General features: G+C 60.4%; 21 protein-coding genes and 2 pseudogenes. 12 read left to right on the top strand and 11 right to left on the bottom strand.

The genetic code is table 11. From position 1 onward, the window contains the following. Nucleotides 1-97: 97 nt before the first annotated feature. Nucleotides 98-1,390, top strand: coding sequence for an MFS transporter (locus tag B3N48_RS02715; RefSeq protein WP_296179077.1), 1,293 nt, complete (start codon nucleotides 98-100; stop codon nucleotides 1,388-1,390). On the opposite strand, the gene B3N48_RS02710 is transcribed toward B3N48_RS02715, so the two are convergent. After that, entirely contained in the window at nucleotides 1,391-2,332 is a 942-nt protein-coding gene (locus B3N48_RS02710; RefSeq protein ID WP_296179075.1) for a LysR family transcriptional regulator, read from the bottom strand. Nucleotides 2,333-2,442: 110 nt separating this feature from the next. On the opposite strand from B3N48_RS02710, the gene B3N48_RS02705 reads away from it, so the two are divergent. The 5 genes from B3N48_RS02705 (at nucleotide 2,443) to B3N48_RS02685 (ending at nucleotide 7,176) form a co-directional block, all read left to right on the top strand. Then, the gene (locus B3N48_RS02705) at nucleotides 2,443-3,636 is read left to right on the top strand and encodes an MFS transporter (protein ID WP_296179074.1); all 1,194 of its coding nucleotides are present in this window, start codon (nucleotides 2,443-2,445) and stop codon (nucleotides 3,634-3,636) included. A 179-nt stretch (nucleotides 3,637-3,815) separates the two neighbouring features. Continuing rightward, a complete protein-coding gene (locus B3N48_RS02700) occupies nucleotides 3,816-4,787 on the top strand; it encodes a hypothetical protein (protein WP_296179072.1) in 972 nt (323 codons plus the stop codon). Beyond that, complete coding sequence (locus B3N48_RS02695; RefSeq protein ID WP_296179071.1) at nucleotides 4,787-5,152, top strand: hypothetical protein; 366 nt, start codon at nucleotides 4,787-4,789, stop codon at nucleotides 5,150-5,152. The genes B3N48_RS02700 and B3N48_RS02695 overlap by 1 nt, the downstream gene beginning before the upstream one ends. Nucleotides 5,153-5,294: 142 nt before the next feature. Next, the gene (locus B3N48_RS02690) at nucleotides 5,295-6,182 is read left to right on the top strand and encodes a KPN_02809 family neutral zinc metallopeptidase (RefSeq protein ID WP_296179070.1); all 888 of its coding nucleotides are present in this window, start codon (nucleotides 5,295-5,297) and stop codon (nucleotides 6,180-6,182) included. Between the two features lie 4 nt (nucleotides 6,183-6,186). Beyond that, nucleotides 6,187-7,176 (top strand): alpha/beta hydrolase, encoded by a 990-nt coding sequence (locus B3N48_RS02685; protein WP_296179068.1) that lies wholly within the window; start codon nucleotides 6,187-6,189, stop codon nucleotides 7,174-7,176. 141 nt (nucleotides 7,177-7,317) lie between these two features. Here B3N48_RS02685 and B3N48_RS02680 read toward each other — a convergent pair whose 3' ends face one another. The 3 genes from B3N48_RS02680 to B3N48_RS02670 form a co-directional block, all read right to left on the bottom strand. Further along, nucleotides 7,318-7,917, bottom strand: coding sequence for an HAD family hydrolase (locus B3N48_RS02680; RefSeq protein WP_296179066.1), 600 nt, complete (start codon nucleotides 7,915-7,917; stop codon nucleotides 7,318-7,320). Then, nucleotides 7,914-8,783, bottom strand: coding sequence for an acyl-CoA thioesterase II (gene tesB, locus B3N48_RS02675; RefSeq protein WP_296179065.1), 870 nt, complete (start codon nucleotides 8,781-8,783; stop codon nucleotides 7,914-7,916). The genes B3N48_RS02680 and tesB overlap by 4 nt, the downstream gene beginning before the upstream one ends. Nucleotides 8,784-8,896: 113 nt before the next feature. Then, on the bottom strand, nucleotides 8,897-9,460 hold the full coding sequence (locus B3N48_RS02670; RefSeq protein WP_296179063.1) for a GNAT family N-acetyltransferase: 564 nt from the start codon (nucleotides 9,458-9,460) through the stop codon (nucleotides 8,897-8,899). A 137-nt stretch (nucleotides 9,461-9,597) separates the two neighbouring features. Between B3N48_RS02670 and B3N48_RS02665 the strand changes: the two genes are divergently transcribed. After that, nucleotides 9,598-10,515 (top strand): histone deacetylase family protein, encoded by a 918-nt coding sequence (locus tag B3N48_RS02665; protein WP_296179061.1) that lies wholly within the window; start codon nucleotides 9,598-9,600, stop codon nucleotides 10,513-10,515. Between the two features lie 215 nt (nucleotides 10,516-10,730). After that, nucleotides 10,731-11,981, top strand: coding sequence for a TIGR03862 family flavoprotein (locus B3N48_RS02660; protein ID WP_296179148.1), 1,251 nt, complete (start codon nucleotides 10,731-10,733; stop codon nucleotides 11,979-11,981). 17 nt (nucleotides 11,982-11,998) lie between these two features. Here B3N48_RS02660 and B3N48_RS02655 read toward each other — a convergent pair whose 3' ends face one another. Further along, the gene (locus tag B3N48_RS02655; RefSeq protein WP_296179059.1) at nucleotides 11,999-13,180 is read right to left on the bottom strand and encodes an acyltransferase family protein; all 1,182 of its coding nucleotides are present in this window, start codon (nucleotides 13,178-13,180) and stop codon (nucleotides 11,999-12,001) included. Between the two features lie 400 nt (nucleotides 13,181-13,580). Between B3N48_RS02655 and B3N48_RS02650 the strand changes: the two genes are divergently transcribed. Beyond that, nucleotides 13,581-13,919, top strand: coding sequence for a hypothetical protein (locus B3N48_RS02650; protein ID WP_296179057.1), 339 nt, complete (start codon nucleotides 13,581-13,583; stop codon nucleotides 13,917-13,919). Nucleotides 13,920-14,154: 235 nt separating this feature from the next. After that, on the top strand, nucleotides 14,155-16,077 hold the full coding sequence (locus tag B3N48_RS02645) for a methyl-accepting chemotaxis protein (RefSeq protein WP_296179055.1): 1,923 nt from the start codon (nucleotides 14,155-14,157) through the stop codon (nucleotides 16,075-16,077). A gap of 104 nt (nucleotides 16,078-16,181) precedes the next feature. Here the strand turns inward: B3N48_RS02645 and B3N48_RS26775 are convergent. Both B3N48_RS26775 and B3N48_RS26770 read right to left on the bottom strand, forming a co-directional pair. Continuing rightward, a pseudogene (locus B3N48_RS26775) lies at nucleotides 16,182-16,616 on the bottom strand (methyl-accepting chemotaxis protein); the annotation flags it as partial. Between the two features lie 105 nt (nucleotides 16,617-16,721). Further along, nucleotides 16,722-17,399: pseudogene (locus B3N48_RS26770) on the bottom strand (PAS domain-containing protein); the annotation flags it as partial. A gap of 346 nt (nucleotides 17,400-17,745) precedes the next feature. Between B3N48_RS26770 and B3N48_RS02635 the strand changes: the two are divergent. Then, nucleotides 17,746-18,537 (top strand): substrate-binding domain-containing protein, encoded by a 792-nt coding sequence (locus B3N48_RS02635; RefSeq protein ID WP_296179051.1) that lies wholly within the window; start codon nucleotides 17,746-17,748, stop codon nucleotides 18,535-18,537. Nucleotides 18,538-18,687: 150 nt separating this feature from the next. Here the strand turns inward: B3N48_RS02635 and B3N48_RS02630 are convergent, their stop codons facing one another. Then, nucleotides 18,688-19,149, bottom strand: a complete 462-nt coding sequence (locus B3N48_RS02630) for a metallophosphoesterase family protein (protein ID WP_296179145.1) — start codon at nucleotides 19,147-19,149, stop codon at nucleotides 18,688-18,690. Nucleotides 19,150-19,158: 9 nt separating this feature from the next. Continuing rightward, a complete protein-coding gene (locus tag B3N48_RS02625) occupies nucleotides 19,159-20,364 on the bottom strand; it encodes an MFS transporter (protein WP_296179049.1) in 1,206 nt (401 codons plus the stop codon). A gap of 269 nt (nucleotides 20,365-20,633) precedes the next feature. Between B3N48_RS02625 and B3N48_RS02620 the strand changes: the two genes are divergently transcribed. After that, on the top strand, nucleotides 20,634-21,650 hold the full coding sequence (locus B3N48_RS02620) for a LacI family DNA-binding transcriptional regulator (protein ID WP_296179047.1): 1,017 nt from the start codon (nucleotides 20,634-20,636) through the stop codon (nucleotides 21,648-21,650). A gap of 157 nt (nucleotides 21,651-21,807) precedes the next feature. On the opposite strand, the gene B3N48_RS02615 is transcribed toward B3N48_RS02620, so the two are convergent. Then, nucleotides 21,808-22,545, bottom strand: coding sequence for an SDR family oxidoreductase (locus B3N48_RS02615; protein WP_296179045.1), 738 nt, complete (start codon nucleotides 22,543-22,545; stop codon nucleotides 21,808-21,810). A gap of 2 nt (nucleotides 22,546-22,547) precedes the next feature. After that, the gene (locus B3N48_RS02610) at nucleotides 22,548-24,080 is read right to left on the bottom strand and encodes an FGGY-family carbohydrate kinase (RefSeq protein WP_296179042.1); all 1,533 of its coding nucleotides are present in this window, start codon (nucleotides 24,078-24,080) and stop codon (nucleotides 22,548-22,550) included. Nucleotides 24,081-24,191: the final 111 nt, after the last annotated feature.

The following is a 24,191-nucleotide window of genomic DNA, read 5'->3' as shown; positions in this document are numbered from 1 at the left end:
TGCACCGCCCATCATTAAATTTCTGACAGCAAGCGGCATATACCGCCTCGGCGGTGTATAACAGTCGGCCGTCTTTCGCGTCGATGGATGTCCCGCCTTGAGTTCCGATTCGTCTGCCTCACCTTCCGAAGCTGCCGCTGGAAGTGCCCTAAAGCAGCCCGGCTTCTTTGCCTTTTTGACTGCCCGTCTCGCTGCCGTCTTCGCCATGCAGATCCAGGCCGTTGTCGTCGCCTGGCAGGTCTATGACATGACCCGCGACCCGATTTCGCTGGCGTACGTAGGGTTGGCGCAGTTCATTCCGATGCTGTTGCTGCTGATGCCCGCCGGGGATCTGATCGACCGCTACGACCGCAAACTGATCCTGACCATCAGTTGGACCGTGCAAGCCACGTGCAGCCTGATGCTGATGCTGTTTTCGGTCACGCATCATCAAGACACCCGCCTGATCTACGCCACCCTTGCCCTGTTCGGCTGCGCCCGCGCCTTCACCGGTCCGGCACTGCAGAGCCTGTTGCCGCAAGTCGTGCCTCGGGAAAAACTGGCGTCGGCGATTGCGACGAACAGCATGATCATGCGCATCGCCACGATCGCAGGGCCTTTGGTCGGCGGCGGTCTTTATGCGGCGGGCGGTGGCGGGCTGACCTACAGCGTGTGCATGGCCAGTTTCATCGCAGGGGTCTTGCTGCTCATTCGCGTGCCGGTGCTGTATGCCGGGAAGAAGCAGATCCTTGAATCCACGGCGTGGAAACGCTTCACCGCAGGCATCGCGTTCATTCGTTCGCGCCCGATCATCCTTGGCACGATTTCACTCGACCTGTTCGCCGTGCTGCTGGGAGGCGTGGTGGCGCTGCTGCCGATCTACGCTCACGAAGTGCTGCACCTCGGGCCGCAAGGGTTAGGGGCACTGCGCAGCGCGATGAGTCTCGGTGAAGTGGCGACCGGTCTGTACCTCGCTGCGCGCCCGTTCGATCGTCATGTCGGCATGGTGATGTTCATTGCCGTTGCGGTGTTCGGTGTGGCCAACCTGGTCTTCGCGTTGTCGACGCTGTTCTGGCTATCGCTGCTGGCGCTGATGTTCGCGGGCGCGGCGGACATGGTCAGCGTCTACATCCGCTCGACGCTGGTGCAGTTCTCTACGCCAGACGCCATGCGCGGTCGGGTCAACGCCGTGAACATGCTGTTCATCGGCTCGTCCAACGAGCTGGGCGAATTCCGCGCGGGCAGCAGCGCCGCCCTGTTCGGCGCCGTACCTGCGGCAATTCTTGGCGGGCTGTGCACGCTGGGCGTCGTCGGCACCTGGATGGTCGGCTTCAAGGCACTGCGGCAGGTCAACCATTTCGCCGACGCATCGCCAAGCGAAGTGACTGAAAAGCAGACCGCGCGGGTCTGATCACGCCCCTGAACCGCTGGGTCGCAAACTGCCCGACGGCGTGAGTCGGGCAGCCAGATACTCCAGCAGCGCGCGCACTTTCGGCAGGTTTTCCCGGCTTCGGCGCCAGACCAGATTCATCGGCATGCCCTCGGTGGCCAAGTCGGGCAGGACCTCCACCAACGCCCCCGAATCCAGGTGCCGCTGCAGCAGCCAGGTGGGCAGTTGCGTAATGCCAAGCCCAGCCAACGCCGCCATCACCACGCCCTCGCCGTCGCCCACTGCCACATGGGGATGCATGATCCTGCGCTCCATGTCGCCAGGCTGCCTCCCTTTGAAATACCAAGGGCTGATCGTGCCGACGTGCATCGAATACCCCAGGCATCGATGCTGTTCGAGATCGTGTTCGGACAACGGGGTGCCGAATCGGACGAGGTAATCGGGTGACGCGCAGAAGACCAGTCGCTGACTGCCGAAATAGCGATGGCCTACGCCCGAAGGCCAAGCGTCCGGCCCGCCAATGCGCACCACGATGTCGATCTCCTCGTGCACCGGATCGACGAACCTGTCCGCAAAAGAAATATGCGGCATCAGCCCCGGGTGCTGCCTGACGAAGTCCAGAATCAGCGGCAAGACATGCAGCCTCCCGTAAGCGGCAGGCAAATCGATCCGCAGTCTGCCTTGGGGCTCGTCCTGCTCGGAATGGAGCGCCTGTTCGACCTCTTCGAGATCAGCCAACACAGCGCTGCAGGTCTGGTAGAAAGTCACACCCGCATCCGTGAGTGACAGGCGCCGCGTGGTGCGAGTGAACACGCGCGTCCCTAGCCGGCTTTCCAGCCTGGCAATACTCTTGCTCACAGCCGAGTTACTGAGATTGAGACGTTCAGCTGCTGCCGTGAAGCTGCCTAAGTCGGCCACCATGACGAACACGTCGATGCCTTTGAGACGTTCGGATAAAAACATTTTTCGCCCCGTGCATTAGTGAAATTGCTTCACATCATTCCAGAAATAATGACCGGGATAGAACTCAAATTCTCAAATAGGCTAGCGCCATCTATTTTGGAGTGTGCCCCATGTCTTCTTCCTCAGCGGTCAACACCGCCGCAATTGCCCACGAACCCTCGCGATCAGGCATACAAATCCTGATCATGGCCGTTGCGGCATTCATCATCGTCACCACGGAATTCGTCATCGTCGGTCTGCTACCTTCACTGGCTCAAGATCTGAACGTGTCAATCACCGTCGCCGGTCAGGTCGTCACCTTGTTCGCCTTTACGGTGATGCTGTTCGGCCCGATGCTCACCGCCAAACTCGCCCGGGTCGAGCGCAAACGGCTGTTCACGATGATTCTGGTGATCTTCGCCCTGGCGAATGCCCTTGCCGCCGTTTCGACCAACATCTGGGTGCTGGCCGTGGCCCGCTTCATCCCGGCACTGGCGCTTCCGGTGTTCTGGGGCACCGCGAGCGAGACCGCCGGGCAACTGGCCGGCCCCGGCAACGCGGGCAAAGCCGTGTCCAAGGTTTACCTCGGCATTTCTGCGGCGCTGGTGTTCGGCATTCCGCTGGGCACCGTGGCGGCGGATGTGATTGGCTGGAGAGGCACCTTTTGGGTGCTGGCGGGGGTTTCCCTGGTCATCGGGGCGCTGATGCATCTGACGATGCCGACACTTCCCAGCGCACCGGTCGCGGACAAGGGCGAAAAGCAGACTGACATCCTGCGTCAACCTCGGTTTCTCGCCCACATTCTGCTCTCGGTTTTGGCGTTCACAGCGATGTTCACGGCCTACACCTACCTGGCCGACATCCTCGAACGACTGGCAAATGTGCCTACTAGCCAAGTCGGTTGGTGGCTGATGGGCTTCGGTGCGGTCGGCATGATCGGCAACCACGTGGGGGGCGCCATGGTGGATCGCAGACCCTTGGGCGCGATGGTGCTGTTCCTGCTGGTCTTGGGCGTGGGGATGCTCGGCGCGGTGGCACTTGCCTCGAACACACCTTGGCTGATCGGCTCCCTGATCATCTGGGGCGTGGCCTACACCGCGCTGTTTCCCGTCTGCCAGGTTCGCGTGATGACGGCGGGCGCCAAGGCGCAAGCATTGGCGGCGTCGATGAACATCTCGGCGGCCAACGCTGGCATCGGCCTCGGCGCTATCTTCGGCGGGTTGGGCATTCATCATTACGGACTGGGTTCGCTGGGCATCATCGCGACGATCATCGCAGCGCTCGGCGTCATCGTGGCCTTGCTGATGATGCGCGGCCACCGATAACAGTGCGGCTAGCGCGAGCACGACACCTCGCGCAGCCCGCTATATGAGTCAGTCCTGTAGGAAAAGATCGCGGCCCGAGTAGGGCCGTTCTGAATTCACTGTAACCCCGCCCTAACCCATCGAAAGCCTCCTGCCCTTTTCCTATCCTCGCGCCCTCATGTTTCTTCAGGGACAAGGCAATGGCAGTGGCAGGCAAGCCGTATGTGTTCATCAACGACCAGCTTCAGCACTACCCGACCATCAAGGCGCAGGTAGGCGGCGGAGCAAAGTTCGACCACCTCAATCGCCATGTGTACGGCACGCTGGTCATGCCCGGCCAACTCATGGTGGTGGGCGACGAATCGACGCCGCGCGTATCGCCCGAAGAGGCCGAAATGATGCGGCTCGCTTACGGCACTCACCACGCGCTGTTCCAGCATCAGACCCGCGCCGACGCCGACATCGTCCAAAATTACGACCTCCTGCAACAAATACTCGGCTACAGTTCACTGGGGATCGGCGCCACCACGGGCAGCTGGGAAAAACACCTCAAAGGCGTCGAAGCCACCCTCAAAGACATCGAACAGCTGTATCAACTCGCCCTCAAACGCGGCACCCCTATCGCCCGGCAGGAGTTCATCAACCAACGCCGCGTGCACTTCGCCAAACTCGCCACCCAACTCAAAGGCATCGCCCACTGGGGCACCGGCCTGCGCAACGACGGCTCGATCAAGAAAATGCTGGGGGTTTCGACGAAAAGTTACCTGCATAACCAAGAGATTCGCGGGTATGCCCAGCGGCTGGAACATATTGCCAAGGCTTCGAAGTTGCTGAGGGCGGGCACGCCGATCGGGATCGCGTTAAATGCGTGGTCGACGCATCTTGAGATCAAGGAAGCGTGTTCGACGGGGCGGGAGGAGATGTGCAGGAGGGCGAAATATGTTGAGGGGTCGAAGCTGATCACCGGCATTAGCGGAGGCCTTATAGGAGGCACTATCGGAATGGCCACCCTTACACCGCTTTGTATGGTCGTGTTCGGAGTACCAACCGGCGGTTTAGGCGCGATTGGATGCGGTATCGTCGCGTCTGCTATTGGCGGCTACGTTGCAGGATCCGCAGGTGAGTGGGGTGGCGAGCACATTGGCGAAATGATCTACGAATGGAAGCCATAATGCCGATTTTTATCGTCCTAGGCTTGGCTTGGCTCATTTCGTCGTGGATCAATCTCATCGCAATGGGCTGGTTCACCTACAAGAATATCGATGTACTCGAAGAGCATTTGTCCGACTGCCAAGGTGTTACAAACACCCGAAACCTGTGGCAAGGCGGCGTGATCGGACGGCAGATGCGACTCAGCATCATCTTCGCAATTATGTACATGCCGGGAATCATGTACCGCCGAGGTGACATTACCCAAGATGCTCACCTCAGGATCCCCTTCCGTTTGAGGCAACATATCTGGGCACTTCACATCTGGCTTTTCGTCAACGGCGGCGTCCTGGCTGCACTGTGTTACGCCATCAAAAGCTCTCAATAGTCGGCAAGGTTAGGGAATGCTCCGCAATCACAGAGCATCCCCTGAACCATTCCCTTCGCTTCCCTCTCTTAGTCCCAGCAGTCAGACGCCGTACCTTCCCCGACGTCTACACTTCCTACACGACTAAAAGAGGATTCCTCCCATGCTTTGGAAAAAAGGACGTCGCAGTGACAACGTCGTCGATGCACGCGACGACTCTGGTGGTGGCGGTGGGATGCGGATTGGGGGCAAGGGGCTGGGGATTGGCGGGATTGTGATCATTGTCGCCATCGGCCTGTTGACGGGTCAGGACCCGATGCAGATTCTCGGGCAGATCGCCGGGCAAGTCGGCACTCAGCAAACCAGTCCGGTCAGTCCTCAAACGCGCCAGGCGCCTCCGGCCAACGACGAGCAAGCGGATTTCGTGCGGGCGATTCTGGGCGATACCGAGGACACGTGGGGCCAAATCTTCCAACAGAACGGCCGGCAGTATAAAAATCCGACGCTGATCCTGTTCCGTGGCCAAGTGCAGTCGGCCTGCGGCTTTGCGTCGTCGGCCAGTGGCCCTTTCTATTGCCCGGCGGATCAGCGGGTCTACCTGGACATGGAATTTTTCCGCGAGATGAGCCAGCGCTTCAAGGCCGCGGGCGATTTTGCGCAGGCGTACGTGATTGCCCATGAAGTTGGCCATCATGTGCAGATCTTGTTAGGGGTTTCAGCTAAAGTTGACGCCGCTCGCCAGCGCGGTATGCGCATGGAGGGTGACAGCGGCCTGTTGGTGCGTCAGGAGCTGCAGGCAGATTGCCTCGCCGGCGTTTGGGCCAACAACGCGCAAAAGCGTTTGAACTGGCTTGAACCGGGTGATATTGAAGAGGCGCTGAATGCGGCGAATGCCATTGGCGACGACCGTTTGCAGCAACAAAGCCAAGGGCGTGTAGTGCCGGACTCGTTCACTCACGGGACGTCTGCCCAGCGGGTTCGCTGGTTCAAGACCGGTTTCGCCCAGGGACAAATCAACCAATGCGATACATTCGCCGCCAAGAGCCTCTGATCACATGATGAAACCGCTTTCGATCCTGTTGTTGGGCACCCTGATGAGCGCGACGGCTCATGCTGCGGATCAGGCGGTCAAATCCATCAGCCCCGACCGGCTGCTGATCAATGGAACGTCTCAGGCCACGCTGGGCCTGAGCCAGAGCTGGGCGCGTCCCAGCCCACAGATTCAGCGTGTGGTGATCATTTTCCACGGCCGTTTGCGCAATGCTCAGACCTACCTGCGCAGCGTCGAACGGGCGGCCAACCAGTCCAAGCAGCGGTCCAAGACCCTGCTGATCGCGCCGCAATTCCTCGATGAGAAAGACATTGCCGCACATCACTTGCCGGAAACGGTGCTGCGCTGGCACACCAACGACTGGATGGCAGGCGACAAGTCGCTCGGCGCCAGGCCGATCAGTTCGTTCGTGGTCATCGACCATATCCTCAAACGCCTGAGCGACAGCAAGCTGTTCCCGAACCTGAAAGAGATCGTGATTGCCGGTCACTCCGGCGGTGCACAGGTGGTCCAGCGCTACGCGATGATCGGCGGCAAGGAAGATGCGTTGCTGAAGAAGGAAGGGATCAAGCTGCGGTACGTGATCGCCAATCCTTCGTCTTATGCCTATTTCGACGCCACACGACCGTTGCCGGTGAGCGCAGCGAGCTGCCCGGGGTTCGACACTTGGAAGTACGGCATGAACAAGCTGCCTGCTTACGCAGGCAAGGAGACCGTGGCGGAGTTGGAAGCAGCCTATGTGAAGCGTGACATCACCTATCTACTGGGCGAACAGGACACCGACCCGAATCACCCGGCACTGGACAAGGACTGCGGTGCCGAGGCGCAAGGGCCGTTTCGCCTGGTGCGCGGGCACAACTTCTTCGATTACCTGACCAAGCGTCACCCTGAAGGGATCAATCAGCGGTTGGTGGAGGTGAAGGGCGTGGGCCATAACGGCGACGCGATGTTCACCTCACCCGAGGGGCAGGCGGCGTTGTTCAAGGGGAATTGATACGGCGCGGTCTTTGAAACGGTGGGAGCCGGCTTGCTGGCGAATACGGACTATCAGGCGACATCATCGTCGCTGACGCACCGCCTTCGCCAGCAAGCCGGCTCCCACATGTTCGGTGCATGTCTGACAAACACCGCTGTGTCAGGCGCTGGCGTTAAGAATATTGAGCAATGCCACGCAATCATCCGCATGCCAATCGGTCAGTTCCGGCCAGGGATTCTCAGGCAGATTGACCAGCACAGCGCGGGCACCCGCGGCTTTCCCACAGGCGAGGTCGAACTGGTAATCGCCCACCATCACCATTTGCGAAGGCGCAACGTTCCAGACCTCGGCGAGTTTCAGCAATCCACCCGGGTCGGGTTTCGGCGGCGCCTCGTCACGTCCCAGCACATCGTCGACGTCAAAACAGTCGGCGACGCCGATGGCTTCGAGCGTCACATGGGCCAGCTCGCGGGCGTTACGGGTGAGGATGCCCAATCGATAGCCGCGCCCCGCCAATTCACGTACCAGCTCCACTGCGCCGGTGGCCGGTTTCGATGCCACCGCCAGCGCGCGTTCATGTTCCAGCAGCCAGGCGTGCTTGGCAGCGCCTTCGTCGGCGGGCAGAGCGGCCAGGTGGGTGAGGATGTCGTCGTTCTGCGGGATGCCCAATGCGCGTTTGATCGCCGGGAAATCATGCACGGCAACCGTCAACGTGCCGTCCATGTCGAACACCCAGTGGCGCACCTGCGACAGGCTCATGCCCAATCCTTGCGGTGGCGGATCAGGCCTTCCTGACTCACCGAGGCGACGAGTTTGCCCGCACGGTTATAAACGCTGCCGCGAGAAAATCCGCGAGAGTTACCGGCCCAGGGACTGTCCATCGCATAGAGCAGCCACTCATCGGCGCGCAGCTCGCCGTGGAACCACAGGGCGTGGTCAAGGCTGGCGATCTGCATGTCTTTCTGCCAGACAGATTTGCCGTGGGGCAGCATCGAGGTGGTCAGCAGATTGAAGTCCGAGGCGTAAGCGAGCATGTATTTGTGCAGCGCCGGGATGTCCGGCAGCGTGCCGTCGGCGCGAAACCACACGTATTTCACCGGGTCTGCGGGGGTGGGATCGAACGGGTCGAACTGCGTGACAGGCCGCACCTCGATGGGTTTCGGGCACAGCAACTTGTCTCGCATGTGCTCAGGAATCAGGTGTTCGCGCTGCCGGGCCAGTTCAATCTCGCAGGGCAGGTTTTCGGGACCGACCACATCCGGCATCTGGCTCTGGTGTTCGAAACCTTCTTCGTCGTATTGAAACGAGGCGCTGCAGGTGAAGATCGGGTGGCCTTTCTGGATCGCCGTCACACGACGCGTGCTGAAACTGCCGCCATCGCGCACCCGATCGACTTGATACACCACCGGCATTTTCGCATCGCCAGGTCGCAGGAAATAGCCGTGCAGCGAATGGACGTGGCGCTCATCCTCAACGGTCTGGCTCGCCGCCGACAGCGACTGCCCCAGCACTTGCCCGCCAAACAGCTGGCGAAAGCCAAGGTCCTGGCTACGTCCACGGAAGAGGTTTTCTTCGATCGACTCCAGGCTCAACAGCGACACCAGATCATCCAGCACATGGCTCATTCAGAGACTCCTCGCACAGTCATTTCACACTCATCCAGCCGCGAACGCCGTGCCTCGGCGGACGTGGGCAATGCGCCAGATGATACAGAGGTTTGCGGTGCGATTCCCTCCGATCACAACGTGGCGAGCCATTGCTGGCGGTTGATGCGGTACAGCACGTGGGGCCGCAGAGGGTGGCCTTCGGGAAGGTTGGGGTGGTCGAAGTCGTCGGCAGGATCGTTCTGCATGCCAATAGCCTGCATGACCTTTTGCGAAGGCAGGTTGCTGACGGCGGTGAACGAGACGATCTCGTCCAGCTCAACGTGCTCGAACCCGCAGCCCAGCACGGTCCAGGCCGCTTCACTGGCGTATCCGAGGCCCCAGTGTTCCCGCGCCAGTCGCCAGCCGATTTCGACGGCAGGCGTGAATGCTGCGTTGAAACCTACGACGTTGAGCCCGGTAAAACCGATGAATTCGCCCGTATCCTTGCGTTCGAGAGCCCACAGACCAAAGCCGTATTCAGCGAAATGACCGCGCACACGCCCGATCATCTTGGCGCTTTCCAGGCGCGTCAGCGTTTGCGGGAAATACCGCATCACCTGTGGGTCGGCGCACATCTGCGCGAAAGCCGGCAGATCATCATCCCGCCACTGACGCAGCAACAAGCGCGCGCTGTTGAGCTCAAGTATCGGTTCCATTGAACATCCCCCTGCCCCGCCTCTCAAATTCCCATCAGAATCGCCCGCCACTGCAGCGACGCTTTATCCCGGCCAGACCGCTGTGCCAGGACGGGCATAACTGGCAAGATTGCCCATCGAACCCATGTGTACGCACTATGCCCCTGCCGCTTATCTACCACGAAGACTACAGCCCGGCGTTTCCGCCCGACCATCGCTTCCCGATGGACAAATTCCGTCTGCTGCACGACCACCTTATCGACAGCGGTCTGACGACAGATGCTCAACTCTTCCGCCCGCAGGTCTGCCCGGACGATATTCTGGCGCTCGCCCACGACCCTGCCTACATCCGGCGCTACATGGATGGCGACCTTTCCCGCGAGGACCAGCGCCGCCTGGGCCTGCCCTGGAGCGAGGATCTGGCCCGACGTACGGTGCGCGCGGTGGGGGGTTCCTTACTCACTGCCGAAAAAGCCCTGCAACACGGTCTGGCCTGTCATCTGGCCGGAGGTACGCATCACGCGCATTACGATTATCCCGCCGGGTTTTGCATTTTCAACGACCTGGCCATCATCAGCCATTACTTGCTGCAGAGCGGCCGTGTTGACCGTGTGTTGATCTTCGACTGCGATGTTCATCAGGGCGATGGCACCGCACGAATTCTCGAACACACCGAAGACGCGATCACGGTTTCCCTGCACTGCGAGAAAAACTTTCCCGCGCGCAAGGCTCAGAGCGACTGGGACATTCCGCTGCCGATGGGCATGGGCGACGATGATTACCTGAAGGTGGTCGATGACACGCTTAATTACTTGCTGCCGCTCTACCGGCCCGACCTCGTGCTTTATGACGCAGGGGTCGACGTGCACAAGGACGATGCGTTGGGTTATCTGCAGCTGACCGATGAAGGGGTAGCGCGACGTGACGAAGCGGTGATGCGGCATTGCCTGGGTCGCGACATTCCGGTGATGGGGGTCATTGGCGGCGGCTACAGCAAGGATCGCGAAGCCCTCGCCCGCCGGCACGGGATTTTGCATCACAGTGCGCAGCGTGTCTGGGTCTCGGAGGGGCTTTGATGGTTGGATCGACAGCGTTCAGTACGTCGGCTCATTTACCCACATCCGCTGTGGAACCACCTGTGGATAACCTGAGCGCAAGGCTACAGAGCCCATATTTCATAAGCCTCGCGCAGCGCTGTACGTTTTTTGCTCAAAAGTTTTCCACAGGCCGTTCGTTCGTCACAGGCCTCGGGTAGAATGCGCGACCCACTTCGATGATCCGCACGTTGACCATGATTTCAGCCTCTACTTCCTCCACTCACGCCGTCGCCATCATCGGGGGTGGCCCGGCCGGGTTAATGGCTGCCGAAGTGCTGAGCCAGGCTGGTTTCAAGGTCGAACTCTACGACGCCATGCCCTCGGTGGGCCGCAAGTTTTTGCTGGCCGGGGTCGGCGGCATGAACATCACCCATTCCGAGGCGTACCCGGCGTTTCTGTCACGCTATGCCGAACGCGCGCCGCACTTGGCGCCCCTACTGCGCGCATTTGATGCCGACGCTTTGTGCGAGTGGATTCACGGGCTCGGCATCGACACGTTCGTCGGCAGCTCCGGACGAGTGTTTCCCTGCGACATGAAAGCCGCGCCGTTGCTGCGCGCCTGGCTCAAACGCCTGCGCGACGGCGGCGTGGTTATCCACACCCGCCATCGCTGGTTGGGGTGGAACGCCGACCAAAGCCTGCGCCTTGAAAACCCGGAAGGTGAACTGCGGGTCGCTCCCGCCGCAACGCTGCTGGCGCTGGGGGGGGCCAGTTGGGCCCGCTTGGGGTCGGACGGGGCCTGGCTCCCGCTGCTCGAACGGCAGGGCGTACAGGTCGCGCCGCTTCAGGCTGCCAATTGTGGGTTTGAGGTCAGCGCCTGGAGCGAGCTGATGCGCAACAAATTCGCAGGTGCCCCGCTCAAAAACATCGCAATGGGCCTGCAGGGGCAGACGCTGCGCTTGGGTGAATGCGTGCTGACGCAGACCGGCGTCGAAGGCAGTCTGGTGTATGCGCTGTCAGCGCAGATTCGCGAAGCAATCAATCGACAGGGCAGTGCCGTCGTTGAAATTGATTTGCTGCCCAACAAATCCCTGACCGACGCGCAGAATGCCCTGAGCAAACCCCGTGGCTCGCGTTCGATGGCCAAACATCTGCACAGCCAGTTGGGACTCGACGGTGTGAAGGCTGCGCTGCTTCGGGAGTTGGCCCCGGCTGAAGCGTTTGCCGATCCGGGACTTCTGGCCCACGCTGTGAAGCACTTGCCACTGACGCTGATCAAACCGCGCCCGCTGGATGAGGCGATCAGCACTGCGGGCGGCGTGACCTTCGAGGCAATGGACGCGAGATTGATGCTCACCTCGCTGCCCGGCGTTTTCTGCGCGGGCGAGATGCTGGACTGGGAAGCGCCTACCGGCGGATACCTGTTGACCGCCTGTTTTGCCAGCGGTCGCGCGGCGGGGCTGGGAATCGTCGAGTGGCTCCGCGCCCAGCAGCCAGCCACCTGACATGTGTAGAAGGGCGATCAGGCGACCCGATCGACCTGCGGCTTGAGCGCCGGGGCTGATTCCGGCTTTTCCACATGCGCTTTGGCCGCAGCGGATTTGCCCAGGAAGCGCTTGCCCATTTCGTAGCCTTTCAACTCGATGTATTTGTGCGCGAACCCGGCCACCACCACCGTGAGCACCGTGACGCCGACCACAAAGAGGTTGTTGCCGAACATCGACCCGGTGTCCATGAAACGCTGTCCCGCGATCATCGGCGCCAAGGCGAGGCCAGTGACTTTCTGGCCGATGATGAAGACGGTCGAGAGGAGGAAGATCACGGCCGCGTGGGTCATGTAGATCGAGTACGACAGTTTGCCGAGCAACATGAAGACGCCGGTTTTGAGCAGGGTCGACACCAGGCCACCTTCGAACGCGAACAGCAACACCAGGGCGCAGAATGCCAGGCTGCCGATGGGCGAGCGATACTCGAAGTCGTTCATCACGATCCAGTACGTCGTGTACATCATGGCGCATTCCAGCACGGTCATGAGCCAGGGTTTCAGAGGCCCTTTATCGCGAATCAGCAGGTACACCACATACGTGATGTTGCCCGCGAAGAAGCACGACAAGCCGAGCATGGCGCGGTCGACCAACGGCTCGTTTTCCGAAAAGATCAGAATAAAGGCCACCACCGAAACGCTGGCGAACAACAGAAAGCGATTGCGCATGGAGAGCATGCACAGGGCGCCGAACAGCATATAGATGTAGAACTCAATACTGATGGTCCAGGACGGGTAGTTGAACGACATGGTCTCGGTGTAGGTGGTCCACGCCTGAACCAGCAGCAGGTTGGGGAGTATCTCCTTCAACGCGAACGTCCCGGTGAACGGTACGTTGTTCAGGTTGAAGCCATTTTTCCAGGCCAACCAGCGCGCCGTTTCGAACAGGATGAAGAATGCCAGCATGACCAGATGCAGCGGATAGAGGCGAAAGACCCTGGAAACGACGAACGACTTGAACGACAGGTTGGGTTTCATGCCGTAGGTGTGAGCCAGCACAAACCCGCTGAGGACGAAAAAGAAATTAAGCAGGACCTCGTCGCGCCGGAAGAACGGCAGTTGAATGAAGGTACCCACGACGTGCAGGTGAAAAAACACGACCAGCAGCGCGCAGATGCCCCTGAAACTGTCGAGAGTGGTGAATCGCTGAACAGGTTTCATAACGCAACTTCCATTTGGTTGGAGAAATCCCGCCCCCGACGGTCGAGGATGGAGCCCGTACACGGTATGAGGTCTGGCGCACCCTAGACAGTTGAAATATTTCATCCCTGATACACCCGAACGCGGGAATGTTGACGCCATGTTTTGACAACAATGACTTGGCGGTCACCCTCGGAAGCGATGGTCAGCGCCCGTCAATAAATTGGCTCATGAGCGGCGCTGGGTTTGCGCTTGATCCGGCCTTACATTTCGCGGACTTTCGAGGCCATGCCGGGGGGGCGTACTAACTATCAATGCCAGCGATGATCGCTACCAATCGTATTGAGTTTTTAATAACCCAGCGCCGCGTAACATGGCCTCCATACCGAGTGACCCACTTAATCGAATTGGAGCAATCCCCATGAAAACCCACAAACTGATCCTTGGCCTGGCCTTCTCTGTACTGGCAACCAGCGCTTTCGCACTGCCCGTCGCCAAACATGTCGATGCACCGGTCGTTGCTGAAAACGGTTCGTCTCACACCCTTATCAACCGCGTTGCTGCCGACGGCGCAGATCGTGTAGGCGCCAATCGCGTTGCCGAAAACGGCTCCGAGAAGACCCAACTGGGCCGCATTGCTGCTGACGGCGCTGACCGCGTAGGCGCCAACCGCGTCGCTGAAAACGGGTCCGAGAAAACCCAACTGGGCCGCGTTGCTGCTGACGGCGCTGACCGCGTAGGCGCGAACCGCTTGAGCTAAGACCTGCTCGTCCCTTCCTGGCCCGGCTTCTGCCGGGCTTGATGTTTCAAGCCCGGCAACTCCCCCCCCCGTAAGATTTGTTACACATCTGCGTCGGTAATCGCCTTCAAATCCCCGTATCCGTTTCAGATTCTCAGCGTGTGGCCGATGAATTCATCTACATGACTGTTTTGCTGGCCCTCATAACAACAACGCTCCGGCTGACAACTCGAAAAATGGACTATGGAGAATTGGAATGAAGAGCTGGTTTGCAAACATCAGCGTTAACAAAAAGCTGGCTTTAGGGTTCGGCTTCGTCCTCGTGTTTACTGCCTTGCTGGCCATCATCGGCTGGACCAGCCTGGGCGCCATGACCTTCCGCAGCGAGCGCGTGGCGGACATCATGCAGCTCAGCAATAAATTGACCGACCTGCGCATCACTCGCCTGCAATACATGCTCAGCAATGGCGACGAAGCCGTGGCTCAGAACGTGCAGACTGCCCTCGACGCTTTCAAGACGCAGCAGCAGTTCCTGGAAAAAACCTTCAGCAATCCGTTGAACGTCCCGCCGATCAGAGCCTTGGGCGAGCAGGTCCGTGCCTATGAAACGTCGTTCGGCAAAATGCGCGAGGCCTACAAAACCAGCGCCAAGGTTCGCGCCGACATGGGCGTGGACGCCGTGAAAGCCGCGGAATTGATCGCGGCCATCACCGATGACGTGATCAAGCTCGACCCTACCGACGAGCGCCGCTTCACCCAGTATCAGGCCGCCATCAAGGCCAAGGAAGACGTGATGTTGGTGCGCTACGAAGTGCGCGGCTACACCGGCAACCCCACGGCCAAGACCGAAGAAGCTGCCGCCCGTCAACTGACCACCGCCATCGGCGGCATGGATCAGCTGAAATCGACGTTCGGCGCCCCGGAGGCCGAACGCCTGAAGCAGCTTGAGGCCTCACTGATCGGTTACCGCAGTTCGGTGCAGGGCTTCAAGGTCGCCAATGACACCATCAACGCTGCCCGCACCGAGATGACCGACGAGGGCGCCGCCATCGTCAAACTGAGCCAGCAACTGGTCGATCTTCAAACCACGCTGGGCGCGGCCGACACTCAACAGGCGCGCGTTCTGCAGATCGGCGGCACTCTGCTCGCCCTCATCTTCGGTGCGCTGGCGGCGCTGATCATTACCCGTCAGATCACTCGTCCCCTGCAGGAAACGCTGGCCGTCGTCGACCGTATCGCTTCCGGCGACCTGACCCATGACCTGATCGTGACCCGCCGCGACGAGCTTGGCGTGCTGCAAACCGGCATCCAGCGCATGGCCTCTACCTTGCGTGACCTGATCGGTGGCATTCGTGACAGCGTTACCCAAATCGCCAGTGCAGCCGAAGAGTTGTCGGCGGTTACCGAGCAGACCAGTGCCGGCGTCAACAGCCAGAAAGTGGAGACCGATCAGGTCGCCACAGCGATGCACGAAATGTCGGCCACCGTGCACGAAGTCGCGCGCAACGCCGAACAGGCTTCGAGCGCTGCTTCCGACGCCGACAAGCAGGCGCGCGACGGTGACAAAGTGGTGGGCGAAGCCATCGCGCAGATTGAAAAACTGGCCCACGAAGTGATCCGCTCTTCGGACGCCATGGGCGTGCTGGAGCGGGAAAGTGACAAGATCGGCAAAGTGATGGACGTCATCAAATCGGTGGCTGAACAGACCAACCTGCTGGCTCTCAATGCCGCCATCGAAGCCGCCCGTGCGGGCGAGGCCGGGCGCGGGTTTGCGGTCGTGGCCGACGAAGTGCGCGGCCTTGCCCAGCGCACTCAGCAATCGACTGAAGAAATCGAAGGACTGGTTGCCGCCCTGCAGAGCGGCACGCGCCAGGTGTCGGACATCATGCTCAGCAGCCGCAGCCTGACCGACAGCAGCGTGGCCCTCACGCGCAAGGCAGGCACGTCACTGGAAAGCATTACCCACACGGTGTCCAACATCCAGGCCATGAACCAGCAAATCGCTGCCGCTGCCGAACAGCAGAGTTCAGTGGCCGAAGAGATCAGCCGCAGCATCCTCAACGTTCGCGACGTGTCGGAACAGACCGCCGCCGCCAGTGAAGAAACCGCTGCCTCCAGCGTTGAACTCGCACGCTTGGGTAATCAGCTGCAAATGCTGGTCAGCCGCTTCCGGGTCTGAAGCAAAAAAGCCGCGCCGGATACTCACGCCGACGCGGCTTTTTTAGCGGTTTTGAAGACGATATGGCGATTTCCGACAAGGTGACGCTTGAGGTCTTTTGAAGATCAGCTCGACAACTGATTCGCGAACTGCCCCACCGCACTCACGACGCGTCGCGCGCCGTCCTGAATCTCAACGATCACCGACCCCGCCTCACCGGCGAGTTCCAGGCCTTGCTGCGCCTGCTGCTTGCCGCTGATGATCACGTTGACCGCCTGTTCGGCCAACTCCTGATTCTGTTTCACCACGCCGACGATTTCTTCGGTGGCTTTGCTGGTGCGCGAGGCCAGTTGCCGGACTTCATCGGCGACCACGGCAAACCCGCGTCCTTGCTCGCCCGCGCGCGCCGCTTCGATGGCGGCATTGAGCGCCAGCAGGTTGGTCTGGTCGGCGATGCTGCTGATGGCCTGGATGATCGAGCCGATCAACTGAGACTGTTTATCCAGTGCGGAGATGCGATCGGCGGCCTGTTCCATGTGCCCGGCCAGTTCGCGCATCACCTCAACGGTCTCCTGGACCACAGCGGCACCTTTTTGCGCGCTGCCGTCGGTTTGCTGCGAGGTGCTGAAAGCGATGCCGGCCGCTTCGGCGACGGCATTTTCGCGATTGACCTGCTCGGTGATGATGGTGGCGAATTTCACCACTTTGTACAGCCGGTCATGGGCATCGGTAATAGGGTTGTAAGAGGCTTCGAGCCAGACTTCACGACCCCGGCTGTCCACGCGCTTGAAGCGACCGGTGACGAATTCGCCACGGCGCAGTTTGTCCCAGAACGCTTCATACTCGGGCGAACCTGACTCTTTCGGCTCGCAGAACATCCGGTGATGTTGACCTTGAATCTGCGCCAACGAATAGCCCATCGAGCTGAGAAAACGCTCGTTGGCCGCCAGCACCTCGCCGTTGAGGTTGAATTCGATCACGGCGGTGGAACGCTGCAGCGCTTCGATAAGGTTTTCGTGTTCGCGTGAATGCTCGATGGTGCGGGTCAGGTCACTGGAATGGATGGTGAAATATCGGACCTTGCCGCCGCTATCGAGCACCGGCTGCACGATCGAGCGCAGCCAGGCTTCTTGGCCATTGCCCCGCAGCAGACGCAGGGCGCCGCTGAAATGCTCGCCCCGGCTGATGGCGGATATTATGCGCTGATAGAAATCCAGGCTCTTGACGTGTGAAGGGGTCAACGCTTCGAGGGAACGCCCGACGAGGTCGGCGCTGCGGTAATGCATTTCCTTTTCAAAGTTGCTGTTGACGGTTTCGATACGACCCTGCGCGTCCAGGCGCATGCACAGCATTTCGCTGTCCAGACTGCTCCTCACCTGCTCCACTGATGAAAGCTCTTCACGCAGCGCAGCCAACTCTTGTTTGAGACGTTTATTGAACATGAAAGACGATCTTCCAGAGAGATAAGGGGATCGTCTTGAGCATCGGCGTGGGCCCGATTTTCTTGAGTGGGATTCCGACGAGGCAGCGGCTTGAGGCCGTTGCAGGAGCACTGAACCTGCGCCTGAAATGACCCTCTGTGAACAGTGAAGGCAACAAAGGGATTTACTCACCGCGCAATTGCCACATACTGCCCGCGCTGTTTTTTATTTATTCAACGCCACTTTTTAAATCGTCAGGTTCATTTTCATGAAAAAAATTCTGCCCTATCTGCTGAGCGCTGCCATCACTTTCATTCCAGCGGCATTCGTCCAGGCGGCAACACCCCCAGCCCCCGTTCAACTGATCGTGCTGAGTTCCGGCGGCATCATGGGTGCGTTCAAGGCCGTCACGCCGGATTACGAACAACGCGTGGGCGTGAAACTGCAAGGCGAAGTGGCGCCGTCGATGGGCGCAACCCCGCAAGCCATCCCCAACCGTCTCGCCCGCCAGGAACCTGCCGACGTGGTGCTGATGGTCGGCGCGGCGCTGGACAAGCTGATCAAGGACGGCCAGGTCGACCCAAAAACCCGCGTCGACCTGGGCAAATCCTACATCGCCATGGCCGTTAAACACGGCGCACCCCACCCCGATATCAGCAACATGGAAGCCTTCAAGCAAACGTTGCTCGACGCCAAGAGCATCGCCTATTCCGACAGCGCCAGCGGCGTTTACCTCTCCCGCGTGCTGTTCAATCAAATGCATATCGCCGACCGCATTCAGAGCAAAAGCCACATGATCCCGGCCGAGCCCGTGGGTGAAGTGATCGCGCGGGGCGATGCGGAAATCGGCTTCCAGCAATTGAGCGAATTGAAACCAGTGGACGGCATCGACATCATCGGCCTGATCCCTGACCAGGCCCAGCAAATGACGCTGTACTCCGCAGGCGTCGTCAGCAAAAGCAAACACCCTGAACAGGCAAAGCAGTTTCTGGAGTTTCTGAGTTCCACCGCGGCCGCCCCGGCGATCAAGGCCAGTGGACTGGACCCGATTGCGAAGTGATTGAATCCTGGCGGGCCTGATCTCAAGCCAGAGACGGAACCTGTGGGAGTGAGCTTGCTCACGAAGAGGTGGATGCAGCCGCTGAATCTCTAGTGGTCGATATGCCGTCTTCGTGAGCAAGCTCACTCTTACAACAGGCTCGATTTTTCGCTAACCCACATTCAGCTCGATCAACTCCCCGCGCACCTCAAGCCCGTCGATGTGCAGCATGGCCACGGTAATCGGCAGTTTGAAGCGGCGAGGTCCGGCGCTGCCGGGGTTGATGAACAGGACGCCGTGGCGGGTCTGTTGCAGCGGTTTGTGGGAATGGCCGGTGACGACGACCCGGATGTCCGGCGGCAGCGTTTCGGGCACGTCGGCGAGGATGTGGGTGACGTAAATTCCCACACCGCCGACCTTCAGGACGGCCTCGACCGGCACGTCCCCCGCCCACGCATCGTCCGTATCATTGTTGCCGCGCACTACGGTCAGCGGCGCGATCTGCCTCAACGTTTCAAGAATCTCCGGCTTGCCGATGTCGCCGCCATGAATCAGGTAATCACACCCCCGCAAGGCGTCGAGCGCCTGGGGGCGCAACAGCCCATGGGTGTCTGAAATAAGGCCAACCCTAATGCTCACTGCTCATCTCCCCAAGGGCGCCACAGCCGACGCGCGGGACTGCACGCGCTGCATGCTGACCATCGCTACCAATGCCACCACGGCGACGAGGCCTGCGAAAAACTCGCCGACATGGGTCAAGCCAAACGCCTGCACGCTGAATCCTACAGCGACCACGGGGACCGATATCGAAATGTACAACACCACAAAAAACGCTGAGGTCACGCCCGCTTTCTGATGGGGCGGGCTGCTGGCGGTCACCGCGCCTATCGCGGCGCGCAGAATCATGCCTTGCCCGATGCCTGCCAGCAGCCCCGCGCTCACCAGCAAGAACAGCTGCGCTGTGGCGATACCGAGACCCAGGCAGATCATCCCCAGGATTAATCCCACACAGCCGAGGGTCATGTGGGCCCGTTGCGGCAGCCATTGCAACGTGGCCTGACCGATGATCGAGGCCACGAAAAACAGCCCGCTCACGGCGCCAATCAGCAAGCCGCCGTGGATCTGCATGATGTGAATCATCACCGAAGGCACCATGCTGGTGAACAGCCCGGCAACACTGAACCCCGCCAGCCCTGCAATTGATGCCGAGATGAACACGCCGCGAACGGAGGCAGGCACCGATGGTTTCTGGATAGACAATCGTCGTTGCGCCGGGCGCTGTACCGTCTCGCGAATCATGGCGACCCCCAGTGTTGCAAGTAGCAACAGCGCCAGGTGGACGTAGAAAATCAGGTGCAGCGGATCGGCCAGATGCTGCGATGTGAACCCGGCCAGCATCGGCCCGAGCCCCAGGCCGAGCATATTGGCGGCGGTCGCCATCAGTGTGGCGTTCTTCCAGGTTTTAGGCGCCAGTTCGATCACCGCGACGGTCGCCGTGCCAGTCATGATTCCCGCTGAAAATCCCGAGAACAAACGCCCGATCAGCAACCCGCCGATAGAGTCGGAGAACAGAAAAATCAGCGCGCTGATCGCGCCCATGCACAACCCGGCAAACAGCAATGGCCGACGGCCCAATTGATCGGACCAACTGCCGACAGCCAGCAGGGCCGCGATCACCCCCGCAGCGTAAATCGAGAAAATGATCGTCAACCAACTCGCATCGAACCCCAGCCGCTCCTGATAGATCGCGTACAACGGCGTGGGCAACGTTGTGCCGACCATCGTGATCAAGAGCGCCGCTGCGGCAATGAAGAAGTCACGGGATGACGGTGAAACAGACGAGGTCATGAACCCTCCAGTGAGGTAAACGGACACACATTATTGACCGATTGCATACAAAACATCGAAGACGATTTGCGTGGCCAGTGACCCGCCGTTTATAGAGCCGTTCGACGCCACCCGTCGCACACCCCAAGGCTGCAGAAAATCGGCGATGAAAACGTTAACATTCGTCGAATCCGCGCGCCCTGTCAGACCCTTCATCGTGCTAGCCTTGCGCAATTAAACACCGCTGACCCCGCTCGCGTGTGATCCCGATTCAAGGCCGCCCGAAGTCCATGAGCAAAAAGAACCCTGTCACGATTTCCGACATCGCCCGCCGCGTGAACATGACCCCCGTCACTGTCTCCCGCGCATTGAACAAACCTGATCTGGTCAAACCCGCCACGCTGGCGCGCATCCTCGAAGTCGCCCAAGAACTGGACTACGTGCCCAATGCGTTCGCCCGCAGCCTGAAACGTAGTGAGAGCATGATCATCGGTGTGATCACGGCGTCGGTGGACAACCCGTTCTACAGCGAGATGATCAAGGCCATTTCTCGCGAAGCGAAGAAGCACGGCTACACGATCATGCTGGTCGACACCGACGGCTCCGAAGAGCTGGAGCGCAAGGCGGTGGACACGCTGCTCAGTTATCGCGTCGCAGGCATCGTGCTGTCGCCTGTGTCGGATGAGCCGGAGTATCAGCCGCATTATTTGAGTCGCCTGAGCAATGGCGAGGTGCCGGTGGTGCAGCTGGACCGCGCGTTACATGGCAGCCCGTTCAGCCATGTGGTGCTGGACAACTTCCACAGCGGCCTGAAGGGCGCGCGTTACCTGCTGTCGAAAAGCCCGGCGCTGCAACGCCTGCTCGTGCTGACCGGCCCTGCCCACTCGCGGATTTCAGAAGAACGTCTGAAGGGGGTGAAGGCGGCCTTGGCGGAGAACGGCAAGCCGGTGCAGCTTGAGGTGTTCGCGGGGGATTACACCCTTGAGCCGGCCTATCACAGCACGCTGGAATACCTTAGCGAACACCCGCTGCCGGATGCGATTTTCGGCTTCAACCAGTTGATCACCCTCGGCGCCATGCGTGCACTTCGGGACAAGGGGGTTGCGCACGACAGCCTGCCCATTTGCGGTATCGACCGGTTGCCGTTCGCCGACATTTTCGGCATCCCCATTGCCTGTATCGCGCACGATGCGTCCAAGGCGGGCAGCAGCGCCGTGACGCTGCTGCTGGAGCGTATTCAGGATCGGTTCTTGCCGAAGGCGAAGGTGGTGATTGTGGGTGAGTTGGAGAATGGCAGCGCTGCATGATCTGTAGGAGCGTGGCTTGTCCCGCGATCGGCTGCGCAGCAGTCGCAAATCCTATTTCTGAATTTAATCAGCAGGACCGCGCGGTCTGGTTTTGCTGGCGCTACGCGCCAGATCGCGGGACAAGCCACGCTCCTACAGTCATGTTGTGCTCACATCGCTACCGGCTGGTGTACCCCCCATCGATCGGCAACGACACGCCGCTGATCATCGAGGCCGCGTCGCTCAACAGAAACAGAATCGGCGCAGCGACTTCCGCGGTTTCGGCAAAACGCCCCAACGGAATCGCGGCCAAGGCCGGATCGCGTTTGCTCGGCTCGCTCCAGGCCATCTGCGCCATTGGCGTCAGCGTCACAGTGGGATTGACGCTGTTGACCCGAATCCCATGCTTGCCCCATTCCCCACACTGCACGCGGGTCATGGCGTCCATCGCACCTTTGGACGCGCAGTAGCTCAGGTGATCGTCCAGCGCCACCAATGACGCCTGGCTCGACACGTTGACGAGGCTGCCTTTCACCCCCTCGCTGATCATTGCTTTGGCCACGCTCCCGGCCACCATCGCCGACGCCCGCACGTTGACGGCCATGACCTGATCGAAGGCCGCAGCGCTGACGTCGGTCGCCGCTTCGAGGATGGAAATACCCGCACAATTGACCAAGCCGTGCATCACCGGCAATTCGGCGAGCAACGCGGCCAACTGCGCCTGATCCGCCACGTCCACACGCAGTACATGGCAACCCTGATCGGCCATTGCTTGCAACGCCGAGGGGTCGCGGCCCAGGGCATACACCTCGGCGCCGCTGGCCCGCAACTGCTGCGCGACCTCCCGACCGATGCCGCTGCTGGCTCCCGTCACCAGCACGCGCTGGCCGCTGAAATCAAAGTGGGCAGTGCTCACATTCACGCTCCCTGAAGGCGATGCATGATCGGTTTGAGCGCCGGGTACAGCGCCACGTAATCGGCGAAAAGACGCGAATACAGCGCGACGTTTTCTGCCTGCGGTTCGGCCCGACGCTCTAATTGAACCCAGCCCTTGTGCACTTGCGCATCGTCCACCAACCCCACCGCGTGGGCCGCCAGAAGCGCCGCACCGAGGGCCGCTTCGACTTCTTGCACGATGGTGTAGACCGGGAAGTGGGTGACGTCGGCGATGATCTGCATCCACAGATCCGAATGGCTCGCGCCGCCGACCACGATCAAGCGCGGGTCAAGGGATTGCGCGCCTTGGGTCCCGGCTTCGATGTTATGCCGCAGCGCGAAGGTCACGCCTTCGAGCACTGCGCGGTACAGGTGAATGCGACTGTGAAAGAGGGTCAAGCCGACGAAACTGCCGCTGGCCTTCGCGTCCCAGACAGGGCTGCGTTCGCCCATGAGATAGGGCTGAAACAGAACGCCGTCGCAGCCTGCGGGGATTTGGGTCGCAGCACGTTCGAGAATCACATGGCTGTCTTCGCCGCTCTCGCGGCCCTGCTGCTCTTCAGCCTGGCAGAACTGCTCGCGAAACCAACTGACCGACGCCCCCGCCGTGATCGCACCGCCAAAGATGTAGAGGTCTTTCGCCCCGTTGAAGACGTGGGGAAAACTCACCAGGCCATGGCGCGCATCGACTTGCTGGTTGAGGTAGCCCCAGCACATGCTGGTGCCGATCATTGCGACGTGGTTGCCCGCTTGGGTGACGCCCGCCGCGAAGGTTGCCATGGCTGCATCGACGCCGCCGCCGAGCAATGGAATACCCGCTTGCAGGCCAAGACGCTCGGCCCACTCCGGCAGCAGATCACCGACCACATCGCCGGAATGCACGAGGCGTTCGGGCATCATCGATTGCGCAATGCCCAGCGCGTCGAGCATCTCGCCGGACCAGCTCCGCGCTTCGATGTCGTACACGCCACCGATGTTGCCCGCCGAACTGTGATCCACCGCCACCTCGCCGGTGAGGCAGTAGTTGATGTAACTGTTGGGCGGCAGCAAGTAGCGGGTGTCGGCCCAGATACGGGGCTGTTTATCCTTGAGCCAGAGCATTTTGGTGAAGCCGTAATAGCTGTCCACCGAGTTGCCGGTGATCGAATACAGGCGTTCAAGATCGATGTGTTGATTGACCCACTCGACCTGTTCTTCGGCGCGGCGGTCCATCCAGATCAGACAGGGGTAAAGCGGCTTGATCTGCGCATCGACGGCGATCCCCGAACCGCCGTAGAGACTGCTGACGCAGAGTGATTTGACGCTGTCTTTCGGCACGCCGCTCTTGGCCATGCAGGCTGCGACACAGATTTCCACGGCGTCCAGCCAGACCTGCGGCCACTGCTCGGCCCAACGCGGTTTGGGGGTGTCGACCTTATAGCCGTGGCTGTGCTGCGCGACGATGCGGCCCTGGGCATCGACCAGCAACGCCTTGGTGCTTTGGGTGCCGATGTCGACCCCGATGACGTATTCCATCTCCACGCACTCTCTTGTTATTGAAGGTCTTGCACATCACTTGTAGGAGCGTGGCTTGTCCCGCGGGGAACCCGTCGTAAATGCTGCCAATACGATTTTTCTGACACACCG

Source organism: Pseudomonas sp. UBA1879 (assembly GCF_002338065.1).
Lineage (GTDB): Bacteria > Pseudomonadota > Gammaproteobacteria > Pseudomonadales > Pseudomonadaceae > Aquipseudomonas.
Note: the sequence above shows the minus strand (reverse complement) of the source record. Positions and strands in the feature narration are given on the sequence as shown.